The following is a 25,100-nucleotide window of genomic DNA, read 5'->3' on the forward strand; positions in this document are numbered from 1 at the left end:
GGGCTGATCCGGCGCGCCGTGGCTGATTGCGTTCCCGAGCAGGTTCGAGAACAACTGGGCGATACGGGCCGGATCGCAGAAGACCGGTGTCTCGACCTCGAAGCTGGCTTCGATGCGGCGCTCCGGATGAGCCGCCGTCAATTCGGCGACGACCTGGTCTAGCACGGGTTCAATCGCCGTGATTGACTTGGACAGCGAGATGCCACCGCCAAGGCGGCCTCGTGCCAAATCCATGACGCTCTCGATCATCTTGGCCATCCGCCCGACGCTGCTCTGCATCATGGACTCGAGCCGTAGCGCGTCTTCCGGCGTCTTGGCCTTGAGCATCAGCCGTGCACCGGCCGCAATGGATGCGAGGGGGTTGCGCAGGTCGTGGCCGAGCACGGCGATGAACTGCTCACGCAACTCCGCGTTCGCGCGCTCCTGCTGCAGACGCTCCTCTAGAGCCGTCTTGAGCTGGTCGCTTTCCTTGCGAGCGTCGATCAGCTCCCGCTCATAGCGGCGCCGGTCTGTGGCTCGCATGATCGTCAGGCGCGTGAACAGGAGCGCATCAGCATCGGTCCGCCGCTCACGTGCGTTGGCAATCGCCGGCAGTCGCGTTCCGGTTTTGGTCAGGAGATCGAGGGCGAACTCGTCGAAGAAACCTTGCATACGCAGCAGCGGCGCCACATGGGTCTCCAGGAATATGCGTCCTGCCATGTTGAGCAGGTCGCTCAGTCGCATCCCAGGAAGGTCGTCCGGCTGGTAGCCCATCCAGCCCGCCAGCGTTCGATTGGCCCGATCGATGCGACCGTCCGGACGAACGGAGAGGTACCCGCAAGGCGCGTTTTCGTAGAGATCTTCGAAGTCGCTGTCGGCGGGATGATTGTTATTCACTCAGACGAAATCTCGAATTGCGGCGACGACTTCGTCGGGCGCGCTGAGGTTGGGACAATGGCCGGTCGCCTTCAGCACGACCATTGTGCTGTTCGGGATGTTGCGGTGGACGTACGCACCCACTTGTTGCCCGGCGATGATGTCTTCGCTGCACTGGAGAATCAGCGTGCGCGCTTTGACCTTGGCCAAATCGGCCCGGTTGTCTGAGAGAAAGGTGACCCGGGCAAATTCCTTGGCGATGGCTGGGTCGGTACGGCAGAAGCTGTTGGTCAGTTCCTCGCCGAGTTCGGGACGGTCGGAGTTGCCCATGATGGCAGGCGCCATCTGCGCTGACCATCCCATGTGGTTCTCCTCCAGAAACGAAAGAAGCTCTTCGATCTGCTGAGCGCTGAACCCGCCGACGTAGTCGCTATCGTCGATGTAGCGCGCCGAAGGCCCGACCAGCACCAGGCTCTCGAACAGTGTCGGATCCTTGATCGCGGCAAGAACTCCGATCATCGCGCTCACGGAATGCCCCACGAATACGGCGTCCTTCAGGCGCAGCGAGCGCCCGATCTCGACGACGTCCTCGGCATAGCCGGACAGCGTCGAATATTTTTGACGGTCGTAAGCGGTGAGGTCCGAACGGCCAGCTCCGACGTGGTCGAACAGCACCGTGCTGAAATCGGCCTCGAAGGCCGGCGCCACGAACCGCCACATGTTCTGATCGCACCCGAACCCATGAGCGAACATCATCGCACGCTCGCCGCGGCCACGGACTTGCACGTTGTTACGGAACTCGACCGACACTTGGTACCCCTTGAGCGTGAGACAGTTCTTGCGGTTCGGCGAACCTAGGGTGAACTGAATCGCTGCGCATCCCCTTCGCGCGCCGGGCAGCTATGACGTTCGGATGAGGAGTTCGGACAGAGCCTCGACCAACTGCGCCGGCGCGAAGGGCTTGGGCAGGATCACGCTACGCGGCACACCGTTCGATACCCAGCGATGGGCGCTATCGCCGGAGACGTAGACGATTGCGCAGCTTGGATCGTGCTCCCGTACGCGACGGGCCAGCGCCCACCCGTCCATTCTGGCGCGGCCCAGATTGATATCGGTGATTAGGGCTCGGGGCAGAGAACTCCCGCTGAGCAGGTCGGCAGCCTCCTCGCCGGATGCGGCGCTGAGGACGCCGAAACCGGCCTCCAGCAATGTCTCCTCGAGCATTTCACGAAGAAGATCTTCATCCTCGACCAAAAGGATGATCGATCTCGCTCCGATGTCTTGGGAGTTGCTCAGGTGCATCCTCGCGCATCTCTCATTTTCAGAGCACCCCAGACACGACGCAGGGGCTGCCAGCCACAACGTAACCAGAGGCAAACCGTTCACTTGCCCAGATGGGGCGCTGCTGGTCGTGGAACCGCAAGCGAGAAATACTGGCGGACGCTATCCTGATTCTGCCGGCGATAGTCAATCCACCATTAGTAGGTGCTTCGGGTGCCGTCGCAGCGTGTGCAGGGGGATGCGATGACCTGCCTGCACATCGGCATCACGTGTGCAAGACCACGCGCCGATCCCAATTCAGCAACCGTGCTCATTCCAACACGCGCGGCGAGGTCTACGCGAACGAAAATAGTTCGATTTTTGCGAGCCAGTGCTTACAGTTCGGTCGAACTGAACGCCGAGTAGAGAGACTGGCAATGCAATATCGAGCCTGCATCGTTGATGCTAATGGTCACGAGAACTCCCGCACCTTCGTCTGCGCCAACGACGAGGACGCCGTCGTCTGGGCGAGGCAGATGCTGCACGGCAATTCTGTCGAACTCTGGTGCGGTGAGCGACTGGTGAAGCGTTTGCTTGCTTCAGAGAACAGCCGGGCCGTAACGCATGAGGTGCATGAAGGTCGAATGGTACCAAAAGGAAAAGAATGAGCCACCTGCAACGCGGCCTTATGGAGCCGCGATGCTGACCATCTCTTCAATGATCCTCGTTTCGTGGCCCTCGCCCGCCAGTATTGCGCTGTAATAGCCACGGAAGGGCTGATCGCCCACTTTGGCCTGCCACTCTCCGACGTTGAGTATGAACGAAGCTTGGCTGCGAGATATGACACGCCTGACTGAGTAGTCGTGCAGTCCTATCTTTAGGGCTTCTTGAAAGCTTCGTCGTATGGCATCGCGGCCTTGGAAGATTCCGCCAGGAGTAACTCTGATTGCGTTCTCGTCGAATGCTGCCGCCATTGCATCGAGGTCGCCCCGATTGTACGCGGATGCGAAATTCTTCTGAAGATTGGCGCTCGCACTCTCGGCCGATAGCTTCTCTTGCCCGAGTGCCAGCGAGATCGAGATAAAGAGCAGGAACGCGACCCCGAATGTGGTTCTCACCATCAATGGCTCCGTTGTTGGTAGTTGCAGGTCAGGCTGACTTGCCGTGGCGCTGGCAGGTTGCAGTCAGCGTCCACTTTGCGCACCTGATGGGATCGCGGTCTACGGCGCATGCACTTCCGCTTTGAATTTTCCGAGTCCAACAGGCGATTGAAGCTGCGATTGTGCGCCCCAAAACGAGGCCAAAGCCCCTGCAGTGGCTCAAGATCGAAGCGTCAGTGAAGGAAGCCAGCGCAGTCAATCTAATGCTCACGAACTATTGTCCCATTGCTCCTGCTTTCTGGCTGGCGGCCACCTATTCAGGCAGCCCTACTGCAATCAGCCGGACACGAGCTTGGATGCGAGAGCCGGCTCGCAACCGACGACTCTTGCGCAGCGCGTCCATCAGATCGACGACGTTCTCGCCCTTCGGCCGCTCTTTGGCGAATCGTCTTGCCACCACGCTTCTGGTTGATGAGCGCGATCAGCTCTCGTAGTGGTCCTCGAACTTCTCCGGCTCGAACCGCCCGGCCTCATGGTTCACGATGTACCTGGCGAGGTCGAGCATGTCCTTGATGATTTTTACATCCTGGAACTCTTCAAAGTATTCCTGCTCGCTGCGCACTTTGTAGGGATACCGCAGCAGCGTGCCGACGAAGCCCTTGTCCAGCGGCTCGAGCGCGATGATGTGCTCGCGGTTGGTCACCACCACCCGCCTGATTGCGACCTTGTCCATCTCGCGGATGGTCTCCCGGATCAAGGCGAAGGCGTCATGAACGACCTTGCCATCCGGGCGGATGTAGTAGGGACGGATCGGATAGCGCGATCGATGTCGCTGCGGCAGACGCAGAAAGCCTTTCCAGTTCGCTCGCGGGGCCATGCTTACGCAACGCTCCAGGTACGGGGACTTGGACTCAAGACGGGAGGGGGTGGCCGGTTCCGACAAGCCGGCCGGCGGTCCCGAGATTCATCCGAAGTCCGTCCCCCCAGAGAGAGTGGGACTTCTTGGTACTGGCCGGAATCGGCCACTCGGGATTTCAAAGTAGGCCAGGCGATCAGACTCGGTTGTTGTTGATTGGAGGCCTGACTTGGCTTATCTAGAAAGACCGGAGCGCTCGCGCCAAGGTAGAAAGCGGTGATGGCGCTGCTGGCGTCGAGCGCGACGGGAATGAGCCCGGAAAGCGCAGCCATCGTTGCCTTCATGAGCATGAAAAACGGCGTGTCGTAAGCGCTGGGCTTGCTGACAATCCCGCGGTGGAAAGCCGACCTCGATTCATGCTTCGGGCCGAGCAATCGTTTCCTCATAGTCCTTAAACGAAGGGTCCTGCCCGCCGCCCACGCTGTATCAAGATAAAAGCGGCCGCCCACTGAGGCGGCCTTACTCTTTGCCCTCGGTCCAGGTTTGCTCGCCGCACGGGCACTTGAAGATGCGAACGATCTCGCCTGTACGGGGATTGAGCATCTTCAACGCGGCGGTATTGTTCCGGCCGCACTGCCTGCAAGCCTTGGTTGGCTTGGGATCATAGCTGGGAAAGACTTCGTCTTTGAAATCTCGGTCGTCCACGATAGGCCACTCATCGTTGAGGACCCGCAGTGTGCCACAGTGAACACAAGTCTAAATAACTAAGTTACGGCGCCCCAAAAGAGGAGCAGCATCATGCAGTTTCACTGCCTAGTGTGCCGCTTCAAAACGGCGATACGCCGTTCACGCTGCCACACTTCCAAGTCGTGCCCGTCGAGCATCTGGGCTGCCTTGGCCTTGGCCTCTTCGTCATCAGCGCAGTCGAACTCACGAACCCCGCTGATATGCCCGTCCTCGCTCATGATATAAGCGCGGTAGTCCATCGTCATTGTTCCCCGATTGGAACGATTATACTCAGCGCTCGGCCGCTAAAGTCAAGTCAGGCCGCTGTGAATTTTCAAGGTAGGCTACGACGGTGGAAACAGGCCAGCACCCCTTGGCTTCCGAGAACTCACTGGGAACGTGTGACGGCCTGCTGGTGGCGAACGAGCTTTTGGAGGTCCCGTCTGCACGAGCTCTGCTCGAAGGTATCAACCGGCTACGCCCGGTGACGGCTTCCCGGGCAGTGCAAACGCAAGGACTAGCCAGATGTCTGGTGTGACCTACTATGTCGCTCTACCGTTCGTTTTCTCCGACGCGGCGTGGCCGCCGGCGAGCCGGCAGAATGCCTGAGCGCCAACGCGGCGGTCATGCGGGCGGAGGCGCTCTCCCGCAAGATTGGCCATGCCGGCGCCATCGCGTTCTCGCGGACCGCGGGATCCGTCGAGCGGCGATTCACGACGACAAGCTGAGCCCGACGTTCGGCGACGTTCCGGACGACCTCAGTACCTTATGAAACTCCACTGGGTCCGCCACGAGATCGCCCGGCATGCGTGGGCAGATCCGCGCCGAGCGCGAATCCACATGCTGCAGCGGGCCGGCCTCGCGACCGCCTCGGCCGAACTGCTCTTATGCGGGCCAAGGTCGATGCTCTGCCGGGAGCGGAGCGTGCTCCGGAAGGCTGCGAGCCGGCAAGCTACCGGCCCCGTCGATAGCCAGCGGACGTGAGAGCTGGTTCACAGTCGCCGAAGCCTTTGCGCCTAGGCTCCCCCTGCTTCCGGAGGAGATCGATGATGGCCGCACATTTGTAGAGGTGCTCTCGCATACGAGGGGCCAGGGAGATCAAGGTCGAGGGTCTGAGATCATCGTGATCCTTTTGCAGCGCGCGCCGCGGCCCTGCTCGGAACGACGTGGCGCAGCGGGTATTGGTGTCTCCATGGACGACAGAAAGTGGATTGCCATCATAATCGCCTCGATGCTGCTGCTGGTCGGGGTCGCTGCGTTGCTGGTGCAGCAGCCTGAGCTAGTCGCGACCGGACATTCGGTGGTGAGCGGCCGTCCTTCCGCCTCCTGAGGAGATAGGCCGGCCAGGGGCACTGCCCTCACGCATGAGAGGTGTGCAACTACACGGCCGGATCTGTCGCTTCACATAAAGCCTGGATTCCGGGGCAAATACTGGGCCCAACTGCCGAAATCGCGAGATGCCATCAGCAGCATCGGCAATTTAATCCGCATGCCTTGCTCCAGCGCCGTCGCCAGGACGGCTTCGCTGGCGCCCGGCAGAAATGCCGATACTTGCGGTGCTCCACTCTCGACAGCCAGGCCTAGCGCCGTCCTGAAGGCTGTGGTTACGGCGCCGGACCGCAGGACCGCGAGCGGACCGATATGGCCGCGGTCGTCGACGTAAACGTAGCCGGCCCAATCATCTCCGTCGTAGAGGCTGAAGCCCCGCGTCCGGCTGTCGTTGATGAGATAGCGATGGTGCTTTTCACGGGATACACCAAGCACCCGCTCGTCCGCATGCATAAGGCGAGCCATGGTGGAAGCGGTTTCGTCGAGCGGAGCGCATTTGAATTTCAGGCCGTTCAGGCTGTCGATCAAACGCTCTCGGGGCACGCTGACGGTGTAGATCGAAAACCGCGGAAACAGTCCATGTCGGATGTAGAGCCCCTGCGAGACGGCGTTGAAGGCAAAGGTGATTAGAACCCGAATGGAAGCGCCGGATTTCTTGGCGTGATCCAGGGTCCGTTCGATCAGCTCGTTGCCGACGCTCCCACCCTGGCGGTCAGGCGTTACGAAGAGTTGCGCCAGAAACCAAATGTGTCCGCAGATCCAGCTCCACGCGAACCCGAGGATCCGGCCCTCATCTTCCGCGACCCAGAGACCGTCGGGATCGTCCGTCAGAGAGAACAACTGAAAGTTCGGGGGACTCGCTGCGGCCATGGCCCCAAAGCCATGACGGAGCGTGAGATCGTTGATGCTGGCGACGACAAGCGCATCGGCAAGCTCCAGGTCCTCCGCGCGCGCGGGCCGGCAAACCACTGTCATCGAACGGCTCCACGATCGCACGGACTCGCAGGTGTCTTAACCCTGCGTAGAAGCATCACTTTTTACGGCGCTACGTTGGAAACCTCACCCGAGGGGCCCGCCACGCCGACGTCGCTACCGCAGGCCAATGGACGGACGCCGCATTAAGCGCCTCGCCGGCAGTCAATCCAGACGCGGCCAGACGCTAAAAGTCGAGGCGCTCAGCTCAGAACCATTCACCTGGAGTGTATTTGTCGACGATCAGAACGGAGAGGGACAGCAGCAGGCCCAAACCACTAAACATCGCCACCGAGAGCGCTGCGTCGATGTCAGCGATCGATTTGGCGGACGCGCGGGGCAGCAACCGTGTAATCGCCGCATTCATGTCACTTTCCATTGAGAAAAGCCGGGAGCCGACGCCGACCACAACAGCAGGCGTTCGTTTCAGAATGACTTCGCGGGATTAACGAAACGGCTTCTCGACATGGCGAAAACGGGCACCGCCCGCCTCCTGTTCTATTGCCTGACGAGGCCGCGCCAGGCTTTGCCTGTGTAGGGGCCGATGAAAATTCCGGTCTTCATGCAAGCCTGACCCGCAGCGGCACACTTCGAATCCGCGTCCGAATGACTGGACCCGTCTTGTTTGCAGTGCGAGATGGCTTTTGAGCACGTCGCTGCGGAGGCCGGCGAGGTGAACAGGTAGGCGACGAAAGCAGAGGCTGTCAGTATTCGCATGTGAGCAAATCCCGGCTGGGGCGCGATCGGCGATTACGTTCGGGTGTGCCTTGTACTACGCACTTGCGCTTACCCGGACTGGACGCACTCATCGGGGCGATGTGTTCGCCTCAGGAAACGCCCTCTTTACGGAGTACTCCCCTGCAGTTCAAGGCTGGAGGGAACAGACCATTCCTATGGCAATCACCACGCGATCATCCCGCCGGCGAACACGCGGAATTCAGGGCAGCAGGCGGCCAACATACTGGAGAATAAGGCAGATGTCTGCGTGCTTGCGATACTGAACTTCATCAACGAATGCTGTTTATTACTTCAGGCTAGGTGCTGGCCGTTGGAAGCCTAAAGGAGAACACCGCGCCTGTAGTGAGGTTCTCCGCCCACAGCTCGCCCCGGTAGCTTTCTAGTATCGTTCGTGCGATCGGGAGTCCCAATCCCGTGCCGTGCGGTTTCGTTGTTACAAACGCATTAAAAATGCTTACAAGTTTCGGGTCGGGAATGCCGGGCCCGGTGTCGGATATGCGGACCTCGATCCGATCGGTACCAGCCAGCTTTGTCCGGATCGTCAGATTGTGCGGGTTGGGCACCTCTTCCATGGCATCCACGCCATTCATCACGAGGTTGATGATGACTTGCTGAAGATGAATCGAGTCGCACCGCACCCACAGAGGCTCAGGCGCAAGAATGGTACGTAAAATCACCCCCCGCCTTGTCACTTCAGGAGATACGATTTTGGCGACGTCGCGCACAGTGTCATTCAAATCGATCGTCCGAAGATCGGCTTCTGTTCTGTTGTTGAGCAAGTTTCGAAGGCCGCTAATGATCTCGCTGGCGCGTTGCTCATCCCTGACGATGTCGGAAAGGATTTCGCCGAGCTGAGCCATATCGATTGGATGAACTTTGAGCAACATCTGCGCGGCTTCCGTGTTGCTCAAGATAGCTCCGAGCGGCTGATACAGCTCATGTGCGATCGAGGACGACAGAACGCTTGCGGTCGTGACCCGGTTCAGACGAACGACCTCCTGTCGGCGACTTGTCGCCTCCGCTTGAGCAACAAGACGTCGCCGTCGCTCGACGAGCAGCAACGCAATGATACCGCCCTGCAGCAAGATGGCGGCCATAACAGCCGTGAGTTGCGGCCGATACTGCTCCCAGAGGCTGGGCACCCGAAAAAGAACTTCGCTGCCCGGCGGCAATTGGCTTTCGCTGATGTTCCAACGCTGCAGCTCCCTCCAGTCGTATCTGGGCGATGCAGCTGGAATCGGAGGCGTCTTGATGCTGCCCGGCACCTCTCCCCCCAGAATGCGCACGGCAACGGCGGCGGTCTGGCGGCTGACGTCGGATATGTTCGTCATCCGACCGCCCACGATTCCTCGTCCGAAGAACGCGTCCTGTTCCGAAAAGACAGGTGCATTTGCGACCGCGCGGATACGATCTATGGCTCGCTTGCCCTCGTGCACGACGCCGGCTGCGTCCACCAGCATCTGCCCGTAGACGATAAAGCTCCGCGGTGGCAGCGTGGCTACCTGCTCGAGGATCTCTTCCAGCGATAGTTCATTGGAATAGGTGATCTCTAACCTGGCTGTCAGCGACTCAAAAAGCTTCCGCATCTCCTGCAGCCACAGCTTCTCGATCGGAGAACTTCCCATTACGATGAAGACTTTGGTCGTCTCCGGAACCAAATTCAGTATCTGGTCGAGAGTGCTTGATATATCGACAGATACCGAAACCATTGCATCGGTCGTCGGTGCGTTGGAAGACATCTGCTGCGCCAGAGCCGCGTACAAGGTGGGGATCGTAGGAAAAATTCGCTGACGGTTTTGCTGAAAGAATCGTGCCGCAGGGCCGCCGATCGTCATGATCAGGTCGAGTCTGCGCTCGGAAAATATCGCATTCAGATAGCTGACAAAGGCATCTTCATCCCCGTCCGGGAAGCGAGCCGTCGACAGCGAGACCTCGAAGATATCGATCGGATCCTTCGACTGAAGCCGCAACTCCTCCCGAATGTTTCGAGCGTAGTCGTCCCACGGCGAGAATTCGCGTCCGATTGAATGGACGATGAGCACCCGCTTTGGCTGAGAGAAAGCCGCACCGGTCATGGCCAGGAGCAGAACGATCGAGCTGAACAATGTACGAGTTTTCATGCGATAAAGCGGCCGGTAAAAGTGAGTTACAATTGGCTCCGAAAACCAATCTTACTCGATTTTTCACACTACCTTTGCCTGCAATCGTTAAAGGAGTCGATTTTCGTCCTCAGGCAATCCTGCCGACCGCTTCGATCAGTAGTTTTGATAGGAACGGCTTCTTCAGATACGCAATGCAGCCCGCGTCGAATGCCGCCTGCCGAGTGACCTCACTGTCGATCGCCGTCATCATAATGACGGGCAAATCCCTGCCTGATGCGATCAATTGCCGTTGTAGATCTATGCCGGAGATTCCGCCAAGATGGATGTCCAGCAGCAAGCAATCCACCTCGCACTCGGCGTGGGCGTCCAAAAACAGCTCCGCCGATGCAAACGTCCGGACACGGAAGCCATGGGCTGATAAAAGCCGGGTCAGGCCTTGCAGCATACTCGGATTGTCGTCGACGACAGCTATGGTGCGCATGGCGAAACGATCATCGACTGGTGGTAGACATCCACGCCGTAGAAACGCAATTCCCGGCTACGGATCGCGATCCGGACTATTCCAGCGCCGCTTTTGCAAGTTATCTGCATCGGCCCTCCTTAGGACGCTACGCACAATCCGCGCCCGGCGCAGGGCTGCCAAGGTCATTATGAAACCGCTAGGGCTTCATTTCGATCCCTAGCCTCGCCCGCATGTCCTTGAACACCACGGCGACCGCCTCAATGATCAATTCACCAGGGTTCGCCTTGCAATAAACGATGATCTCGTGCTCAGCCTCTTTTGATTTGACGATATCCATATAGTGCTTTCGAGCAAGTCCATTGTACCAGCCGCTGTACCAGGCTGTCAGGCGGTCGGCATCGCCTTGCCAGGTCCCGGCCAGCTGAGCGCATGTCAGCTTCTGGACATTGAGGAAGCCGTTGGCGTCGGCATAGGTGCTGAGATCGACCTGGGCGCGGGCCACCGGGATTGCCGTTGCAGATATTAGCGATGCGAAAATCAGGGCCCTGTACATCTTGCGCTCCATTCATTCTCCTGCTGAGCCCGTTGCCCGGTTGCTGAAATTGAGCCCGCGGTGTCGTCGATCGTGTTTGAACCTGGTCCGCTGTTCGGCGGAACAGCGGACAGTACGAGGACCGGCGATCAACGCCCCCGCGAGGGACAGACGCCTGAAACCTGCGCCTGCTATGAAACCCGCTTGATTCCAGGCGGCTGCCACGTGCCTTGGCCGGGCGGCAAGATCGAGGGTGGCGTAGGCTTCGGCCAATATAGGCGCATTACGAGATAGATTTTGTCAGCCGGTGCCGGAAGCCAATTTGCTTCCTTGTCCGCGCCGGGGCTGTCTTTTTGAAGGTACAACGTCAGTGAGCCGTCTGCGTCCTTTTTCATCGCCGACAACATCGGAGAGTTGATGAGGTAGCGATTGATTGGGTTCTTGACCAGGAGCTGGCTCTTACCGTCATACATCGTAACGGACCAGAACGCATTCACTGGCGGCATTTGGCCCGGTGGGAAGGTGATTAAGTACTTGTGCTTGCTGCCGTCGAGCGGCTCACCGGATGCGTCCGTTCGGGTATAGGGGTACATCGCTTCTACGGCATCGTTGCCCAAGAGACCGCCCTTTGCAGACCCGGCCCGCATCATCCAATCGCCGTTGTAGAAGGCCTCATCACCAAAGAACGCGCCGACGTTCCAGCCGTTGATGTTTTTGTTCCCGCCAGCCAACCATTTGTCGACCTTGTCGTCACCCTGCTTCATGGCTATCAGGATTTCGGCTTTGTGTTCGAGCGAAAGATCCTTGAACGCAAAGGTCTTGCCGGGCCCGACGCCAATCTTCGCAAGTTTCGCGCGTATCGCCTTGTCCCTTGGCGTCTCAGGGACGTATTGCAGGGCAGCGTCGAGATACTGGAAAAAGTTATCCTTGATCCCAGCCGTGGTCGCGGGGAGGAAATCGATCTTCGGCGCGGCTGGCGGGACGGGTTGTTTACGGAAGGCGGACAGCGGCTGCGCCCTGTAGCCGGTCTGGATTTTTTCGACGTTAGGCATGTCGTCGGCGTTGAAGAGTTGAGTGCGAATAAGCGCAAGGGAGAACGGCGTCGTTGATCGGAAGACCTTCTTGACCCCGGTGGGCGTTTCACCCTTCCAGTCGGGGGCGACCACCAGATAGTCGCCCGGCTCCGTCCCCGTGGCCCGAGTGCCGATGTAGCCATAATTGTAGGTGTTGCAGTCGACGAGCTGGACCGAGTAGTAGCGGTCCCCTTCGATCATTGGCACCGAGATAACCATCGGTTCAGCGCGCAAATCCAGCCAGAGCATCGAGTAAGGCGTGTCGCTGTTCGGCGTAATGACTGCCGTATCGTCGGGAGTGGCGACGTGGTGCATGTTGTGGAGTTCATTGAACGGTGCTTTGAACTGCCCCGAGTTCTTGTCGACGGCGAACTCTTGCATAACCGCATAAATCATCACGAGCGGCAGGCCGTAGATGAAGCCTTCCTCCGCGATGTCCTTGGCCTCTAACAGCCTGGGCCAATCGGCTTTGTTCTGCGCAATTGCCGAGGTGGACTTCGCCGTTGTGGCGACGAGCGCAGTCATCGCAGCTGAGCGAAGCAGATCGCGTTTCGTAAACATCATAACAATTCCTTCCGGTTCGAAGCTTGCGGTCAAGCAAGTTTTGGTAGCAGGCAAACGTTGGGCGCGAGTAGCCTGAGCATTTCTATTCACTCGCTGGACGAGCGCTGGCGTCGCAATCTGCTCAGCCAGCTCATCAAACCTTTGCACGACTGATCAGGATACCTTCTTCGCGGGCGGGATCTTCCAGGAACCATTGATGATCGACGGGCTGTTCTCGCGGGGCCAATACAGACGCAGCATCAGGATGAAATCGCCGGGAGGCGATGGCAGCCAGTTGGATTCCTTATCTTTGCCGGGCGTGTCCTTCTGGATGTAGAGATCAACCGAACCGTCCGGGTTCGACTTAAGTTTCTCGCGCGCGCTGACCGAATAACGGTTGAGCGGGTTGTTGACGAAGAAATAGCCGGAGTCATACATCGTGAGCGACCAAAATCCCTCCGCCGGGGGCAGCTGGCCCTTGGCGAAACGCATCACGTATCTGTTGGTGCCGTTGTATTTGCGGCCCTCGGCATCCTTCTGCGAGGTCGGATAGACCGCGTCTTCTGGCCGATTGGCGCCAAGCCCGATCGCGGTGACGAGCGCGCGCATCAGGTAATCGGTTCCGTAGATGCCAGTCTTGGTCGTGAACGCCCAGCCGTTCTCGTCCGTAATGGCCTTGTTGATTTTGAACTGCAGCATGATCCGGTCGAAGGCGACTTCGGGTACCCGCTTGACGAAATCCGCCTTGAGCTTACTGGTGTCGAAATCCTGGCCGGGAACGATACCAATTTTGGCGAATTTCGCCAGCTGCGGCGCATCAGCCGCCGACGCCGGATTGTCCTTCATCAACTTGCAAAACAGCGTGAAGTACGCCACCGCATCCATGCGGTTGACCTGCTCGCGCACCGCCGTCTTCATGTCAATCGATGGATCGACGGTCCCCGGAGGTGGTGTGTAGGGCTTGCCGTATGCGCTCAACGGCACCAGCTTGAACTCATCCTGCAGCTTGTGCACCTCGGCGTAATCTTGCGGCGTGCCGGTGCAGTAGATGCGCCCAAGCAGCCAAACGATGGCGGTGGGCGACTTGTATTCCTTAACTCCCGAGGGCAGCGAGCCCTTCCAGCCAGGGCCGGTGATTGCGTAAGTCTGCGCGCCAGTCCCAGTGGTGCGCTTGCCTGGGACCTGGAAGACACTGGTCCAGCCATCCAGCATCGGCAGCAAGAAATAACGACCCTTCATGTCGGGAATGCTGAGCACCCACGGCTCCTTGCCGACATCGAAGAAAGATGTCGTATAGAGCGTGTCGGCATTCGGCGCGGTAACGTCGCGAAACGATGCATCGGGATATTGCCGCAGCTTGATGATCTGGCCCATCGGCCCGCGCGTTCCAACCGGAGACGCGACGTTGGTGATGACGCGCCGCGTCATCTCCATGGTCACCAGCGGATAGCCAAAGATGTAGGCATCGGTGGCGAGCAGGAAATCCTCGACGCCCTCCTCGATTCCGAGGAACGAACCCAGTTCGGCACGGCTGATGGTGCTTGCGGAAGCTCCGGCCAGTAGGCTGATGCCGCCCAAGGTGAGATTTCGTCGAGTGATGTTCATTGAAAATTCCCGTTCAATCGGATTCGTTTGGTTCAGTTCAAAAAAGCGCTGACGATTCCCCGATCGAGACGCCGTGCAAACGGGGAAGCGGTGCCTCCCCGCCTTTCGCAGGTCTCAATAACAGGGCGGATAGGGATAGTAGCCGCACGCCGGACGGGGATACGCGTATGGATGGTAGTACGCAGCCGCTCCATAAGCAGCCGCCCCGGCAGCGCCGGCATACATCGCGCCCCTGAACGCCGTGCGGCGGGCAACGCCCGCAAACGACATCGGCGTGAACGGCCGGCCTATGATATCGATGAAGAGCGCGGCCGCACCCTCGGCCCCGGTCAGATCGCCCTCAAGGACCTGGACGTTGAAGGTGAGCTTGTCGCCCTCAAGCTTCGGATTTTTCAGCACTACAACGGCGTCCTTCACCGAGCCGTCCTTGCCGAGTACCGACACGGTCGCGTTCGGCGGGTTCTTGGCAAAGCTGTCGTCGCCGGATCCCCACTCCGCGATTACGTCGGCGGTTGGCTGGTGACCCGCGGCGCGCACCGGCCGGTCCGCGAAGATGATGGAGTTCGGCGTTACTCCCGTCATGGTCAGGGCGTCGCCCTGCAGGGTAGCACCGCGCGAATTGAGCACGAACAGCGACGGCACGAGCTCGGACTTGGCTTGCCCTGAAGCCGCACCGATTGTCTTCAAAGGGGCCGGAGCCGTCTGTCCGAAGGCCGCAACGGGACCAATCAATGCCGAAATCACCAACATTCCCGCAATTTGTGCCAGCCTTGTGCGCTTCATGTCTGCCTCTTCTGTTGTGAATGGGATGACCACGTTTCGGATGATCACGCTCGTTCACAAGTATGAGGAGGCTTCGCGCGATCGGCTATGCAAAAACCGGCAGCGTAAAGAATTTGCTGAAATCATCCAAAAATGAACAGCGACCGGTACGAGCCGATTTTGCATAGCGCGTCCCGGCGCACACCCGGCAAATGAGCAGTTGACGCCACCAAAACGAGAGGGGCCGCCCGTGGTTATTATCTTGTGTCTTTATGTGCTCGCGATGTGGGTGATATTTTCCAAGCTCAAGCTGGTCCGCTGGGGCTGGCTATCGGGGACTATTTCGATCCTGATCGGCGCATTCATACTGGCGACATTTCTTGCGCTGTTCAATCATTTAACGCCATCAGGGAAGGTCACCGTCGCGGGCCGGGTGATCGAAGTGACGCCTAACGTCACCGGCCAGGTGATCGCAATTCCGGTGAAGCCGAACATGGCCGTGAAGTCAGGTGATGTTCTGTTTCAACTCGATCCGGCGCCATTCCAATATAAAGTGGCGCAACTGCAAGCGTCGTTAGCCGCAGCCAAACAGCAAACACAAATATTGAAAACAAATTACGATCAGGCGACCGCGAACGTTGCCGGGCTCGAGGCCCAATACAAGTACAATGCGAAGCGCCTTCAAGACATCCAGAAACTGTATGCCAGCGGATCCAACACCGAGTTCAAAGAGCAGGACACTCAGGTGCAGTTCGAGACGGTAGGGGCACAACTCAAGGTCGCCAAGGCAACCCAGGAAAGTGCCAAATTGGCTCTGGACTCGGAGATTGGGGGTGTCAACACGACGGTTGCCCAACTGCAGGCGCAATTGGAAAGTGCTACTTGGGAGTTGGCGCAAACAACGATCCGCGCACCTGCCGATGGCTTCGCGACGGCGTTGGCCCTGACCGTGGGCGATCGCGCCTTCCAGTTGCGGTCAGCCATGTCGTTCATCGTGGAGAATGAAATTACAATTGTCGGGATGTTTGCGCAGAACGGATTTCAGACCATAAAGGCCGGCGCTCCCGTCAATATCGTCTTCGACAATGATCCAGGCCGCATTTTTCACGCCAAAATCACTGAAATTCCGAAAGGAATAGGCCAAGGACAGATTGCCGCATCCGGGACGTTGGCGCGGACTAATGCGATTGGCGGCGCGTCGGGCTTTCCGGCGGTGATCTCCATTCCGGATGAAATCAGCGGCGACTCGCTCAGGCTGGGCATGTCCGGAAACGCAACTGCGTTTGCTCCGAATGCGGGGGTTATTGGGATGCTCGCCTCCATTCTGGTCTGGGTCAGCTCATATACGGCATACCTGTAACGAGCCTCCGGACCCGACTGGCACAAAGTCATATCAGGCCAGGCGATCAGGCTTGCATATTGCATACATGCCCGCTCCGCGTTGACCGCTGGGGACGCAACCGCTAACTCTCGCATCTCCGGTATTTCGCTACTGCGGACCAGCCGAGGCTTCGGTGCATGCAGCGGATCACATCCGGAGATTGTTCGGGCCTCGGCCGGCGGGCCGCGACGAGGGCGAGAAAATGGAATGACCGGCGCGCCCGTAGTTTACATCGTGGACGACGACGCATCGTTTCGCCCGGCGATATGCCGGGTACTGAAGGCTTCGGGCTATGCCGTGGTCGACTTTGAATCGGCGGCTGCCTTTTTGCAGAGCATCCACGACGCCAAACCTGGCTGCCTTCTGCTCGACGTGCAAATGCCTACGATCGGCGGTCTGGAGCTTCAGCAGGAGCTCGCCAAGCTATCGCATCAGTGGCCCATCATCTTCATGACCGCTCACGGCGATATTCCTATGAGCGTTCGCGCGATCAAGGCGGGTGCAGAAGACTTTCTGTCCAAGCCCATTCCCAGGCAGACGCTGTTGGCAGCGATCGAGCGCGCGCTGTTACGCCTTCACGAAGCTCAGCAGAATCTTGGCCGGCTCGATGCACTAAAAACGCTAGTCGCGAAACTAACTCCCCGCGAGAACGAAGTTTTTGCGTTGATGGTGCGCGGCAAGATGAACAAGCAAATTGCGCATTCTCTGGGTACTTCCGAGCGAACCATCAAGTACCATCGACAAATGATCATGCAGAAACTTGAAGTCGGTTCTTTTGCGGAGGCAGTCTCGGTGGCGGAGCGAACAGGAATCCTGGCGCCCCGGCCCTTGCCCGACGTCGAGAGCGCCTCATAGCTCGTCGCCGCGAGGGCCCCGGCCGCGCCTCGCTGAAGGCCGATCAACTAAAGGTTTTGCCCTCGGGTACAGTAGCGCACTGTCGCTCATGATGCTGAGTTGCCCCTGAGGTCCGGCGCTTTCACCGCGATCACAGAATCCGGGGCATTAGATGACAATTCGCTATTTGCCATCACCTCCTACAGACGTTTCCAGCGGATGGACGATCAGAACCTGGCACGATCTCGTGGTCGAAGCCGAGGCGATCGCTCTTGCAGAGCTGGATTCACCGCTGGCCATTTCGGCTCTCTGCGGCGCCCTCGCCGTCAGCGAGCGCACGCTGCGCAAGGCATTCCACAATGTCTACGGTGTGCCCCCTTGTCGTCATCTGCGCATGCAGAGGCTGTTGCAGGCAAGGCGCGCACTATTGTCCTCTGACAGCAATCTCACGACTGTTACACAGGTTGCGACCCGCTATGGTTTTGCAGAATTGGGCCGGTTCTCGGTTGAATATCGCCGCATTTTTGGAGAAAGCCCTTCGGAGACTCTGCAGCGGACGTCGCAAGCCGAAGCCAGTAAGTCGCCTCAAGCGCCGAAAGACTCACCATCACCGCGACGATATCGGTCCGTAGTAGTGGCACACCCCGCATTCAACTAGCGTATCCGAAGTGGCATTCCGGCAACAACGACGACGAAACTCTGCACCGCGTCGAATCTGCATAGCCGCGCCATGTGGTTTTCTCGCTACGCTGACCCGAGGTTGACTTTGAGGGGCAAATAGATGACGCGCGAACAATCTCAGCAAACCCCAAGCTTGCGTCCGTGGAATACCAGCGCAGCCATAGTGATAGCACTGCTGGCTGCCCTTCCGAGCGTGTCCCGCGCCGACGAAGGCGGCGTTTCGTACTGGCTGCCTGGCCGGTTTGGCAGCCTCGCAGCCGCTCCCGCCGTACCGGGCTGGTCGATGGCTGCGGTCTACTATCACACCACTGTCGAGGCTTCTGGGGCGGTGGCTGCGGCCAGGCAAATTCAGATCGGCAGGATCCCAGCCAACGTCGCTGTCAGCCTGAACGCAAATCTGAATGCGCAGGGCGACCTCATTCTGCTCAATCCGACCTATACCTTCGGAACGCCGGTGCTCGGCGGACAGCTGGCGATAGGCGTCACCGGCCTGTTCGGGCGCTCGAGCGCCAGTGTCGACGGCACGCTGACGGCAGCCGTCGGCCCGCTCGCGGTGACCCGAACCGGCTTCATCGAGGATTCAATCACGTCGGTGGGCGACCTGTATCCGCAGGCAACGCTGAAGTGGAATGCCGGCGTGCACAATTACATGACCTATCTGACGGGTGACATCCCCGTCGGTGCCTACAGCTCAACCCGCCTTGCCAATCTCGGCATCGGCCATGCCGCCATCGATGCCGGCGGCGGCTATACCTATTTTAACCCGGCGGCGGGCCAGGAGTTTTCGGCGGTCGCGGGCTTTACCTACAATTTGAAAAACGACGCCACTAACTACCAGAACGGTGTCGACTTCCATGTCGATTGGGGAATGTCGCAATTTCTCTCTAAGCAGTTTTTCGTCGGGCTTGTCGGATATGGGTACCAGCAGATCACCGACGATTTCGGCCAGCATCCGATCCTCGGAGGTTTCCGATCGCGCGTACTTGGTATCGGCCCCCAAGCCGGGTTCCTGTTTCCCGTCGGCGAGTTGCAAGGATACCTGAACCTGAAAGCCTATGGTGAGTTCGCGGCGGAGAACCGGCCATCAGGATGGAACACTTGGCTGACGTTCTCGCTCTCGCCGATGGCGCCGACCAGCACCGTGACGGCGACGAAGCACCGGATCGTGAAGTGACGCGATAGACGGATATTATTGTTGGGTGGCCCCTGTCGGGGAGACCGCCGTCGAACGGACCAGCATCCGACGGTGGCCCATCAAATAGTGTAGCCTGTGGGCCGCAAGTCCCAGCGCAGCCATCTCGGCGCTGTCGGCGTTTGCGCCGGCGTTCTTCGTAAGCTCCTTCTTCAGGATATCGTCGATCCGTTTTTCGATATCCTCGAGTTCGGCGTCGCTTTTCGCATTCCTGATCTCGTTGCCAAGCTCGTAGAGGGGCTCCAGCATGCTCTCGGACCCGGTGCCGGATCGGGCGAAGCGCCAGGCCGCCACGAGGATGGAGATCAGCGTGCCCAGCAGCAGCGAAGCGTAATAGAGCTTGTCATCATACTTATCGAGAAAACTCTGCTGGCTGCCGTTGTAATAGGTTGCGGCGCCCGGATGGATCGGAATCAGCGCGTCCGCATCCGTGCTCGGTGCTGCGGCTTGGCCCAATATTGGAAATTGCGACAGTAGGTCCCGTTTCGCATCGACCAGCGACTGCGTCAGATCGGTGATCGCATCGGCATTGACTGACTTGTTGGCGACGAGAAAGTAGGAAACTCGCAACGACGTCAGGTCATCGGAAGGGATCGGAGGTGCGCCCCGTAAGGTGCCCTTCGGGATGTCATAGCTCTCGTAGTACTGCGCAACGTTGGCGACCGCGCCGGCCGCTTCGATCTCGATCAGCTTTGCGGCCGATCCTTTGGCGCGCTCCTGCTGAAACAATTGCCTCGCCTTCGCGAGGTATGCTTCCGTCAGCGGAATAACCGTCAGCAAGGCGTGAACTTTTCCCGACGCGAGCGCACCTGCGGCGTCGTTGAGGTTAACATCTTGAAAACTGACCCTGGCGCCGTCGAATTGGTAGACCTGCTTCAGCGCCTCGACTACGGCGCGGTTGACCGCTCCGCCGATCACGCCGATAGCCGTGTTGCGGAGATCGCCCAGACTGTCGGCGCTGGCGGCCGATGGGGCCATCATCACGACCACGCCGTGCGTCAGGAGCAACACGCTTCTTGCGTCAGCCAAACCACTTGTGTCGCCGCGGACAACGGCGAGGTCGACCTTCTGCGCAGCCAGCATTTCGGCAGCCTTTGCCGATGTAGCGGCATCGCTGACCTTCAACCGAACATGCGAATTCGATGCCGTCAGGCGCGCGGAGATCGCCGAGATCAGCGCCAGCGCCTCGCCATCCGCCGACCCGGCGGCCACCGTAAGCACAACAGGCTTGGCGAAATAGCGATACGCGAACCATCCACCGCCGATCGCCGCGGCCATCGCCGCTCCGACAATCGATACCCTGAGCCATCGCGGCCACAGGTTGATCGCTGGACTCGCCATCGAGTTCAAGGCGCCAAAGCCAGCGTGAACCCGGAGATCCCCAGCGACACGTTCAAACCCGCCTGCCCCTCCACTGACAACGGTTGCAAAGCAATCGTTCGATTAGAGCCGCCAAAGAGGACGTTGGCTCCGACACCTACCCCGACGGTAATGTCGCCACTGGCCCCCACATACTCACCAGCCAACGCCCCGATCGGTGCCCCTTGGCTAGGAGCAAACACGCCCCATGCCATCACTCCACCTGCGCTGATTCCGAGTTCGAGCCCGACCGTATTCATCACGCCATTGTAGTCCTGAGGCGGATATCCCCCGTTGGGCACATACCTGCAACTCATCCGCTGGCTTTCCGCAATAATTAGTCCAATGCTCGGAGCAAGGTTACAGGTCAACATCCCCGCCTGGACGCCCGGTGGCGGCTGCTGGGCCGACGCAAACGCGGGAGCAAGAAGTATCGTGGCGGCAAGGCTCATTACGCGGAGGAAATGGTAGCTGAGCATGATGGATCACTCCCTGGGAGGCTCACAGCGCTGGCTTTACAGATGACCCCGCTCGGGCCGATGTCCGCGAGTAGCTATACGAGGCGGCCTAGTCATCCGCCTATGCGATATCCGACCATCATCGACGTGCGCCGCTGATAATTTACCCACCAATCCAAGGCTCGATGCAGACCGCGCCGATTTTGCATAGTCGACCCGTGGATGGTGCGTTACGTGACGGGAGTAAGTCGGGGGCCTATTCGCTCGGGCCTGTCCATGAACGGGGTGTCCGCCAATGTTGACAGATACGCCTTCCGTAACCCAGCTGTCTCAGGTCATATCGCAGTCAGCAGCCCCCGCCTTCCTGCTGGGCGCACTGGGCGCCTTCATCGCTATCCTGATCTCCCGCCTGAACCGGATCGTTGACCGGACGGTGATCCTCAACGGGATTCCCGATGACGACACAATCCGATCCCGGCTCAAGGCCGATCTGCCACGTCTGATGCAGCGCGCGGCGATGATGAATCGGGCGATCTTCTGGGCCGTGATCGCAAGTATCTCAGTGACGCTTCTCGTGATCGTCGCTTTTGTAACGGCGTTCTTTCAGCAGCAGCACGAACGCGGCGTCGCCCTCTTCTTTGTTGTTTCGCTCGCCGCGTTTACAGTCGCGCTGGTCGACTTCGCTCGTGAAGTCCGGATTGCGCTAAGCGAGTATGATCACTACGGCTGAGCTTGCTACCGCTACCGCTACCGCTACCGCTACCGCTGCCACTGCCCCATTTGGAGGCAGGTCAGCAAGCTGACGTAACTCGGCGTCCCACCGATGCTCTCTTGCGGCACACAGCTGGCCCGGCTCGCCGCAGGGAATTTTGACCACCCGCTGACGAGCTGTTGCTTAGCCTTCTGTTCGTCACTGATGCAGTTCTTTAGCGGCTGGCCGACAGACATTCCGGCGGCGGCAGCGATATCAAGCTTGCAGCTCCGCGCGACATCGAATTTCGGCACACCGTCAGCGACCGGCATGACCAGCTGCGAGCTCAGGACAATCATCGAAATCGAGATGGGCATCTCTTTCCTCCTGGTGTTTGGCTCCGTGGCCCACAATGAGACTGCCTCGCTACAATCTCTATCGAGCATAGTTTCGTCTATGCAAAATCCGGCGATAGGACAAGTCTTCCAGGAAATAGTCCATCCGAAGCCGGGCCAGTCGCTTCAATCGCTAACGTGGCGGATTCTGCATAGTGGGCGCAGCAAGGTTTGGTAAGCTCTGGATGGCGCAGTATCACTGCCAACGCGCCGACATGACCTCAGGCAGGCAATCATCTCTGTTCCGAGCTCTCACTACCGACTTTGAACGCCTACTTTGCGCGAGTGCCCCGAAACATTCTGAGAGCGATGACAAGGAAAGAAACGAGCTGCTGAAGAGTGTACTCCTACGGCCGCTTGCTCATCACATGTCCGGTTAAGTGCGTGGAATGCATGCGCCCCGAAGAATTCGGCAATGCGCGTCGGTGACGGGATCTACCTGGACATGTAGATTGAGCAACTTAGAAGCTACGAAAGCTGCTATCCGATCGCGAGATTCTGTAGAAGGACAGCAACAAATGATGAGACGGACGCTCCTTCTTGTACTTTTTGCTTTGGTGTGCCCAACCATTGTTGTTGCGCAGAGCGCCGAAACCACGCCTAGGCCGGCGAATGATGTTCGGAAAAGATCGCCGGCAATCATTCCGTCTAAGAGCGAGATTATTTCAAGACAGGACTTGTTCGATCCAAATAACCCGAACAATCTGCGATCTGATTGGCCAAGGCCGAGTGGTCTACCAGGGCCGAACCACTAGAGAAGCACGGCCCCTCAGGGGACACGATTGTGTACACCCTCCGAGTGGGACGGAGACGCGCCCACGTTCGCTCCATCAGCGTGTCCAATGAGGCCTTCGCGCCTATGTTCGTCGCTGTTAGCGCATAGGCGGGCGGGGATGGCGTTTAATATATCCGTCACTTCGATCCTTCTCTTGTATGCTGAGGAGCTTCCCCTGGAAGGACCGTTCGAGCGATGAAGATGTGCGACCGTAGGGCAAGAGCGCGGTTCTGCTATGGCGCAAAGGCAGGGGCTTGCGCCGGAGGCGATGACTTCTCCTCTACTCCGGATTCCAGACCCGCCGCTGCACCGCCCGAAGCGACGTGATGGGGCGATAGGCGACGTCGCGGGTTTGGCGTGATATGAAAAGGGTCGCCAACCGAAATGGCCTAAGATGAGCCGGAGTATGCCGACGATCTATCTCGTGGCGTCCCGTCGCTGCCGAGCCTGTCGCAGCGAATCTATATCATGTTTTAGATCTTCCCGCCGAAGGTGATGAGTGGCCACTCGCGCAGCACGAGATAGTTGAGTGCGAGCGCCGGGTTCCGTCTGGGGAAGAGTGCTTGGTGGTGAAAGCAACTTAGGACGCGGAAGGTGACCGGCGCTAAAGCGGCGGCCGAGATCCGCTCCATGTCAAAGGCTGACTTCCGCACCTGCTTGATCGGCGGACGGCTTATATCCTGATGGCCGACATCGCGGCCTGTAAGCGCACGGCAAGTTCAACCGCAAGAGAAATAAAAGCGGAGTGGAGCGCGGCTGCCTTTCCACGTTGGGCTGCTTAGACCAGACCCGCCGGGGGTGAGCGATCCTCGGGTCCTCAACGGCATCTTGTGGCACTTGCAACGGGACGCCATGGCGAGGTCTGCGACAAACTTAGGTCCGTACAGGGCCAGCACGTTCGTTCACGTCAACTGACATTCCGCAGCAAGCACCGTTAGCATGGGCCGCTACTCGTGGCGCATCCAGATCGAGGAGAGCCTCTGATGGCTCTGGCGTCGTTGATAGCATGTGGTACCCTGTCGTTCTCAGGTGCCACGCAAGGGTGCCACACAAAAACAAATCGCCGGATCGAAAAACGCAATAAAATCAATCACGAATAGGATTGCTGCAATAGTTCAATCCTGTCTGGCAGCACCATTCCCTGGGTCAAATCACGCACAGATCAGCATTCTCGCGGCTCAAAGCGCCCGAGTTTTGCTTCTCCTTACCCCTCCTCCGTGGAGAGGGCGCAGGGAAGACCGGGTGCCGGCCGGCACCCGCGGTCCGCTGCGCGAAAATGTAGCGCAAAAAGACCGCACAGCAGCATACAGGTGACGCCGAACACTCGGCCTTCCCTGCGCAGTGGGTTGACGGCTTATGCCGCGCTCTCCCCGGCGACGAGTTCCTTTTTGTCACCGTCGCCTTGCGAATTGACGATGGACCAAGACCCGGTTGAATCTCGATCCATCTCCGCAAGGCTTGACCGTAGCAACGACGGCCAGGACCACACGATTTTGCCGTACGCAGCGATCCGGCTTCGCCCAAAGGCTTCGCCGGACACAGGCGCCGTTCGTCCGCACGCAACAGGGCCTCACGAGGTTCATCTCGCCCTGGTCCCGCCTTCGCGTGCCCGACGCTGCCGCGTCCACCGCACCCCGATCCACGTTCGTTACGACGGACGATCGCCCCTCTCCGGGGACCGGGATGGGGAATTTGATACCGCGATTCCGAATTTCGGTAAAGTGGAATATTCTTGTGGGGGAGGGTTGACGGGGTTTTGCGGGAGCCGGGTATTTTGCCCGACGGGTCGCCCTTGGCTGCGTGTACTCCTTTCGCCATTATCGGTGGATCCAAGACGCAATCCTGGGACGGGAATTTCTCAGCGCACTGCGAGCAACAAAAATTCGACAATCTGGAATAGTCGAAATGGCGTGGGAAAAGATCGTCAAGCGAATTGGGGTGGGTTGTTGCCCAGAATGTCAAAGCCTTGGCTTTGACTATCAAGAAGGCGCAAATCCTCACGACGACGAAAGAGCCGCGGTTCTATGTCCGAACTGTGGATGGAAAGGGATGCTTGGCCAAATGCGAATCATCCCGGAGCCGGGCACAAATGGGGCATCGCAAAAAATGAGCGACATGAAACGAACGTCATTGATCGCCCTGCTCGTGCGATTGGTGGGCTTCACGCTTGGCGGAGCCGTTCTCGGATTCGCGGCTATGCTGATCGGGACCTCGTTTCTAGGTGGCGTACAGGGAGGCATTCACAGCGATTGGACGCTCGTTGTGCTCCTTGGAATCCTCGTTTGCTTTGCTCTGGGTGGAGTTGCAGGGGCCAAAGGCGCCACCCGCCTCGTCAAGTCATGGCGCAGCTAAGGAATTGTTCGGTGGCCAAGCATGCATGATCGCAAACTCGTAGGATGGGTAGAGCGAAGCGAAACC

General features: G+C 59.0%; 24 protein-coding genes and 2 pseudogenes. 9 read left to right on the forward strand and 17 right to left on the reverse strand.

Features of this window, described 5'->3' with window-relative positions; translation table 11 throughout:
- From IVB47_RS35555 to IVB47_RS19235, 3 genes are all read right to left on the reverse strand, one after another.
- Positions 1-876, reverse strand: an 876-nt coding sequence (locus IVB47_RS35555) for a PAS domain-containing sensor histidine kinase (protein ID WP_247463347.1), incomplete at its 3' end; no start/stop codon positions are given.
- Positions 877-1,665: an alpha/beta hydrolase gene (locus IVB47_RS19230; RefSeq protein ID WP_247463349.1), complete on the reverse strand. Its 789-nt coding sequence runs from the start codon at positions 1,663-1,665 to the stop codon at positions 877-879. It lies immediately after the preceding gene.
- A gap of 90 nt (positions 1,666-1,755) precedes the next feature.
- A complete protein-coding gene (locus IVB47_RS19235) occupies positions 1,756-2,157 on the reverse strand; it encodes a response regulator (RefSeq protein WP_247288249.1) in 402 nt (133 codons plus the stop codon).
- Positions 2,158-2,552: 395 nt separating this feature from the next.
- Here IVB47_RS19235 and IVB47_RS19240 point away from each other — a divergent pair, with 395 nt between their 5' ends.
- Positions 2,553-2,783, forward strand: coding sequence for a hypothetical protein (locus IVB47_RS19240; RefSeq protein ID WP_247463352.1), 231 nt, complete (start codon positions 2,553-2,555; stop codon positions 2,781-2,783).
- A gap of 18 nt (positions 2,784-2,801) precedes the next feature.
- Here the strand turns inward: IVB47_RS19240 and IVB47_RS19245 are convergent, their stop codons facing one another.
- From IVB47_RS19245 to IVB47_RS19255, 3 genes and pseudogenes are all read right to left on the reverse strand, one after another.
- Entirely contained in the window at positions 2,802-3,236 is a 435-nt protein-coding gene (locus tag IVB47_RS19245) for a nuclear transport factor 2 family protein (RefSeq protein WP_247463354.1), read from the reverse strand.
- A 361-nt stretch (positions 3,237-3,597) separates the two neighbouring features.
- Positions 3,598-4,035, reverse strand: a pseudogene (locus tag IVB47_RS19250) (Ku protein); the annotation flags it as partial.
- A gap of 842 nt (positions 4,036-4,877) precedes the next feature.
- Positions 4,878-5,057 (reverse strand): hypothetical protein, encoded by a 180-nt coding sequence (locus IVB47_RS19255; RefSeq protein ID WP_247463356.1) that lies wholly within the window; start codon positions 5,055-5,057, stop codon positions 4,878-4,880.
- A gap of 265 nt (positions 5,058-5,322) precedes the next feature.
- On the opposite strand from IVB47_RS19255, the pseudogene IVB47_RS19260 reads away from it, so the two are divergent.
- Positions 5,323-5,569: pseudogene (locus IVB47_RS19260) on the forward strand (hypothetical protein).
- 420 nt (positions 5,570-5,989) lie between these two features.
- Positions 5,990-6,127, forward strand: a complete 138-nt coding sequence (locus IVB47_RS19265) for a hypothetical protein (protein ID WP_247463358.1) — start codon at positions 5,990-5,992, stop codon at positions 6,125-6,127.
- A 71-nt stretch (positions 6,128-6,198) separates the two neighbouring features.
- Here IVB47_RS19265 and IVB47_RS19270 read toward each other — a convergent pair whose 3' ends face one another.
- From IVB47_RS19270 to IVB47_RS19305, 8 genes are all read right to left on the reverse strand, one after another.
- The gene (locus IVB47_RS19270; RefSeq protein WP_247463359.1) at positions 6,199-7,101 is read right to left on the reverse strand and encodes a GNAT family N-acetyltransferase; all 903 of its coding nucleotides are present in this window, start codon (positions 7,099-7,101) and stop codon (positions 6,199-6,201) included.
- A 205-nt stretch (positions 7,102-7,306) separates the two neighbouring features.
- Positions 7,307-7,465: a hypothetical protein gene (locus IVB47_RS19275; protein ID WP_247463361.1), complete on the reverse strand. Its 159-nt coding sequence runs from the start codon at positions 7,463-7,465 to the stop codon at positions 7,307-7,309.
- A 667-nt stretch (positions 7,466-8,132) separates the two neighbouring features.
- Entirely contained in the window at positions 8,133-9,956 is a 1,824-nt protein-coding gene (locus IVB47_RS19280; RefSeq protein ID WP_247463363.1) for an ATP-binding protein, read from the reverse strand.
- A gap of 109 nt (positions 9,957-10,065) precedes the next feature.
- On the reverse strand, positions 10,066-10,419 hold the full coding sequence (locus tag IVB47_RS19285) for a response regulator (protein ID WP_247463366.1): 354 nt from the start codon (positions 10,417-10,419) through the stop codon (positions 10,066-10,068).
- A 178-nt stretch (positions 10,420-10,597) separates the two neighbouring features.
- Complete coding sequence (locus IVB47_RS19290) at positions 10,598-10,966, reverse strand: HdeA/HdeB family chaperone (RefSeq protein WP_247463368.1); 369 nt, start codon at positions 10,964-10,966, stop codon at positions 10,598-10,600.
- Positions 10,967-11,124: 158 nt separating this feature from the next.
- Positions 11,125-12,567 carry a DUF1254 domain-containing protein gene (locus tag IVB47_RS19295; RefSeq protein ID WP_247464034.1) on the reverse strand — a complete coding sequence of 481 codons (1,443 nt, stop codon included), beginning with the start codon at positions 12,565-12,567 and terminating at the stop codon, positions 11,125-11,127.
- A 156-nt stretch (positions 12,568-12,723) separates the two neighbouring features.
- Complete coding sequence (locus IVB47_RS19300; protein WP_247463370.1) at positions 12,724-14,154, reverse strand: DUF1254 domain-containing protein; 1,431 nt, start codon at positions 14,152-14,154, stop codon at positions 12,724-12,726.
- A 114-nt stretch (positions 14,155-14,268) separates the two neighbouring features.
- Positions 14,269-14,937, reverse strand: a complete 669-nt coding sequence (locus tag IVB47_RS19305) for a hypothetical protein (protein WP_247464036.1) — start codon at positions 14,935-14,937, stop codon at positions 14,269-14,271.
- A gap of 229 nt (positions 14,938-15,166) precedes the next feature.
- Between IVB47_RS19305 and IVB47_RS19310 the strand changes: the two genes are divergently transcribed.
- The 4 genes from IVB47_RS19310 (at position 15,167) to IVB47_RS19325 (ending at position 18,986) form a co-directional block, all read left to right on the forward strand.
- Positions 15,167-16,276 carry a biotin/lipoyl-binding protein gene (locus IVB47_RS19310; RefSeq protein ID WP_247463372.1) on the forward strand — a complete coding sequence of 370 codons (1,110 nt, stop codon included), beginning with the start codon at positions 15,167-15,169 and terminating at the stop codon, positions 16,274-16,276.
- Between the two features lie 228 nt (positions 16,277-16,504).
- Positions 16,505-17,152: a response regulator gene (locus tag IVB47_RS19315; protein ID WP_247288351.1), complete on the forward strand. Its 648-nt coding sequence runs from the start codon at positions 16,505-16,507 to the stop codon at positions 17,150-17,152.
- 151 nt (positions 17,153-17,303) lie between these two features.
- Positions 17,304-17,789 (forward strand): helix-turn-helix transcriptional regulator, encoded by a 486-nt coding sequence (locus IVB47_RS19320; RefSeq protein WP_247463374.1) that lies wholly within the window; start codon positions 17,304-17,306, stop codon positions 17,787-17,789.
- Between the two features lie 123 nt (positions 17,790-17,912).
- Positions 17,913-18,986, forward strand: coding sequence for a transporter (locus IVB47_RS19325; protein WP_247463376.1), 1,074 nt, complete (start codon positions 17,913-17,915; stop codon positions 18,984-18,986).
- A gap of 15 nt (positions 18,987-19,001) precedes the next feature.
- Here the strand turns inward: IVB47_RS19325 and IVB47_RS19330 are convergent, their stop codons facing one another.
- A complete protein-coding gene (locus tag IVB47_RS19330; RefSeq protein WP_247463378.1) occupies positions 19,002-20,282 on the reverse strand; it encodes a TAXI family TRAP transporter solute-binding subunit in 1,281 nt (426 codons plus the stop codon).
- A 68-nt stretch (positions 20,283-20,350) separates the two neighbouring features.
- Positions 20,351-20,842 (reverse strand): DUF992 domain-containing protein, encoded by a 492-nt coding sequence (locus tag IVB47_RS19335; RefSeq protein WP_247463380.1) that lies wholly within the window; start codon positions 20,840-20,842, stop codon positions 20,351-20,353.
- 274 nt (positions 20,843-21,116) lie between these two features.
- On the opposite strand from IVB47_RS19335, the gene IVB47_RS19340 reads away from it, so the two are divergent.
- Positions 21,117-21,551: a DUF2721 domain-containing protein gene (locus tag IVB47_RS19340; protein WP_247463382.1), complete on the forward strand. Its 435-nt coding sequence runs from the start codon at positions 21,117-21,119 to the stop codon at positions 21,549-21,551.
- Positions 21,552-21,580: 29 nt separating this feature from the next.
- Here the strand turns inward: IVB47_RS19340 and IVB47_RS19345 are convergent, their stop codons facing one another.
- The gene (locus IVB47_RS19345) at positions 21,581-21,889 is read right to left on the reverse strand and encodes a hypothetical protein (RefSeq protein WP_247463384.1); all 309 of its coding nucleotides are present in this window, start codon (positions 21,887-21,889) and stop codon (positions 21,581-21,583) included.
- Positions 21,890-24,587: 2,698 nt separating this feature from the next.
- On the opposite strand from IVB47_RS19345, the gene IVB47_RS19350 reads away from it, so the two are divergent.
- Positions 24,588-25,034, forward strand: coding sequence for a hypothetical protein (locus tag IVB47_RS19350; protein ID WP_247463386.1), 447 nt, complete (start codon positions 24,588-24,590; stop codon positions 25,032-25,034).
- Positions 25,035-25,100: the final 66 nt, after the last annotated feature.

It is taken from the genome of Bradyrhizobium sp. 62 (assembly GCF_023073035.1).
Classification (GTDB): Bacteria; Pseudomonadota; Alphaproteobacteria; order Rhizobiales; family Xanthobacteraceae; genus Bradyrhizobium.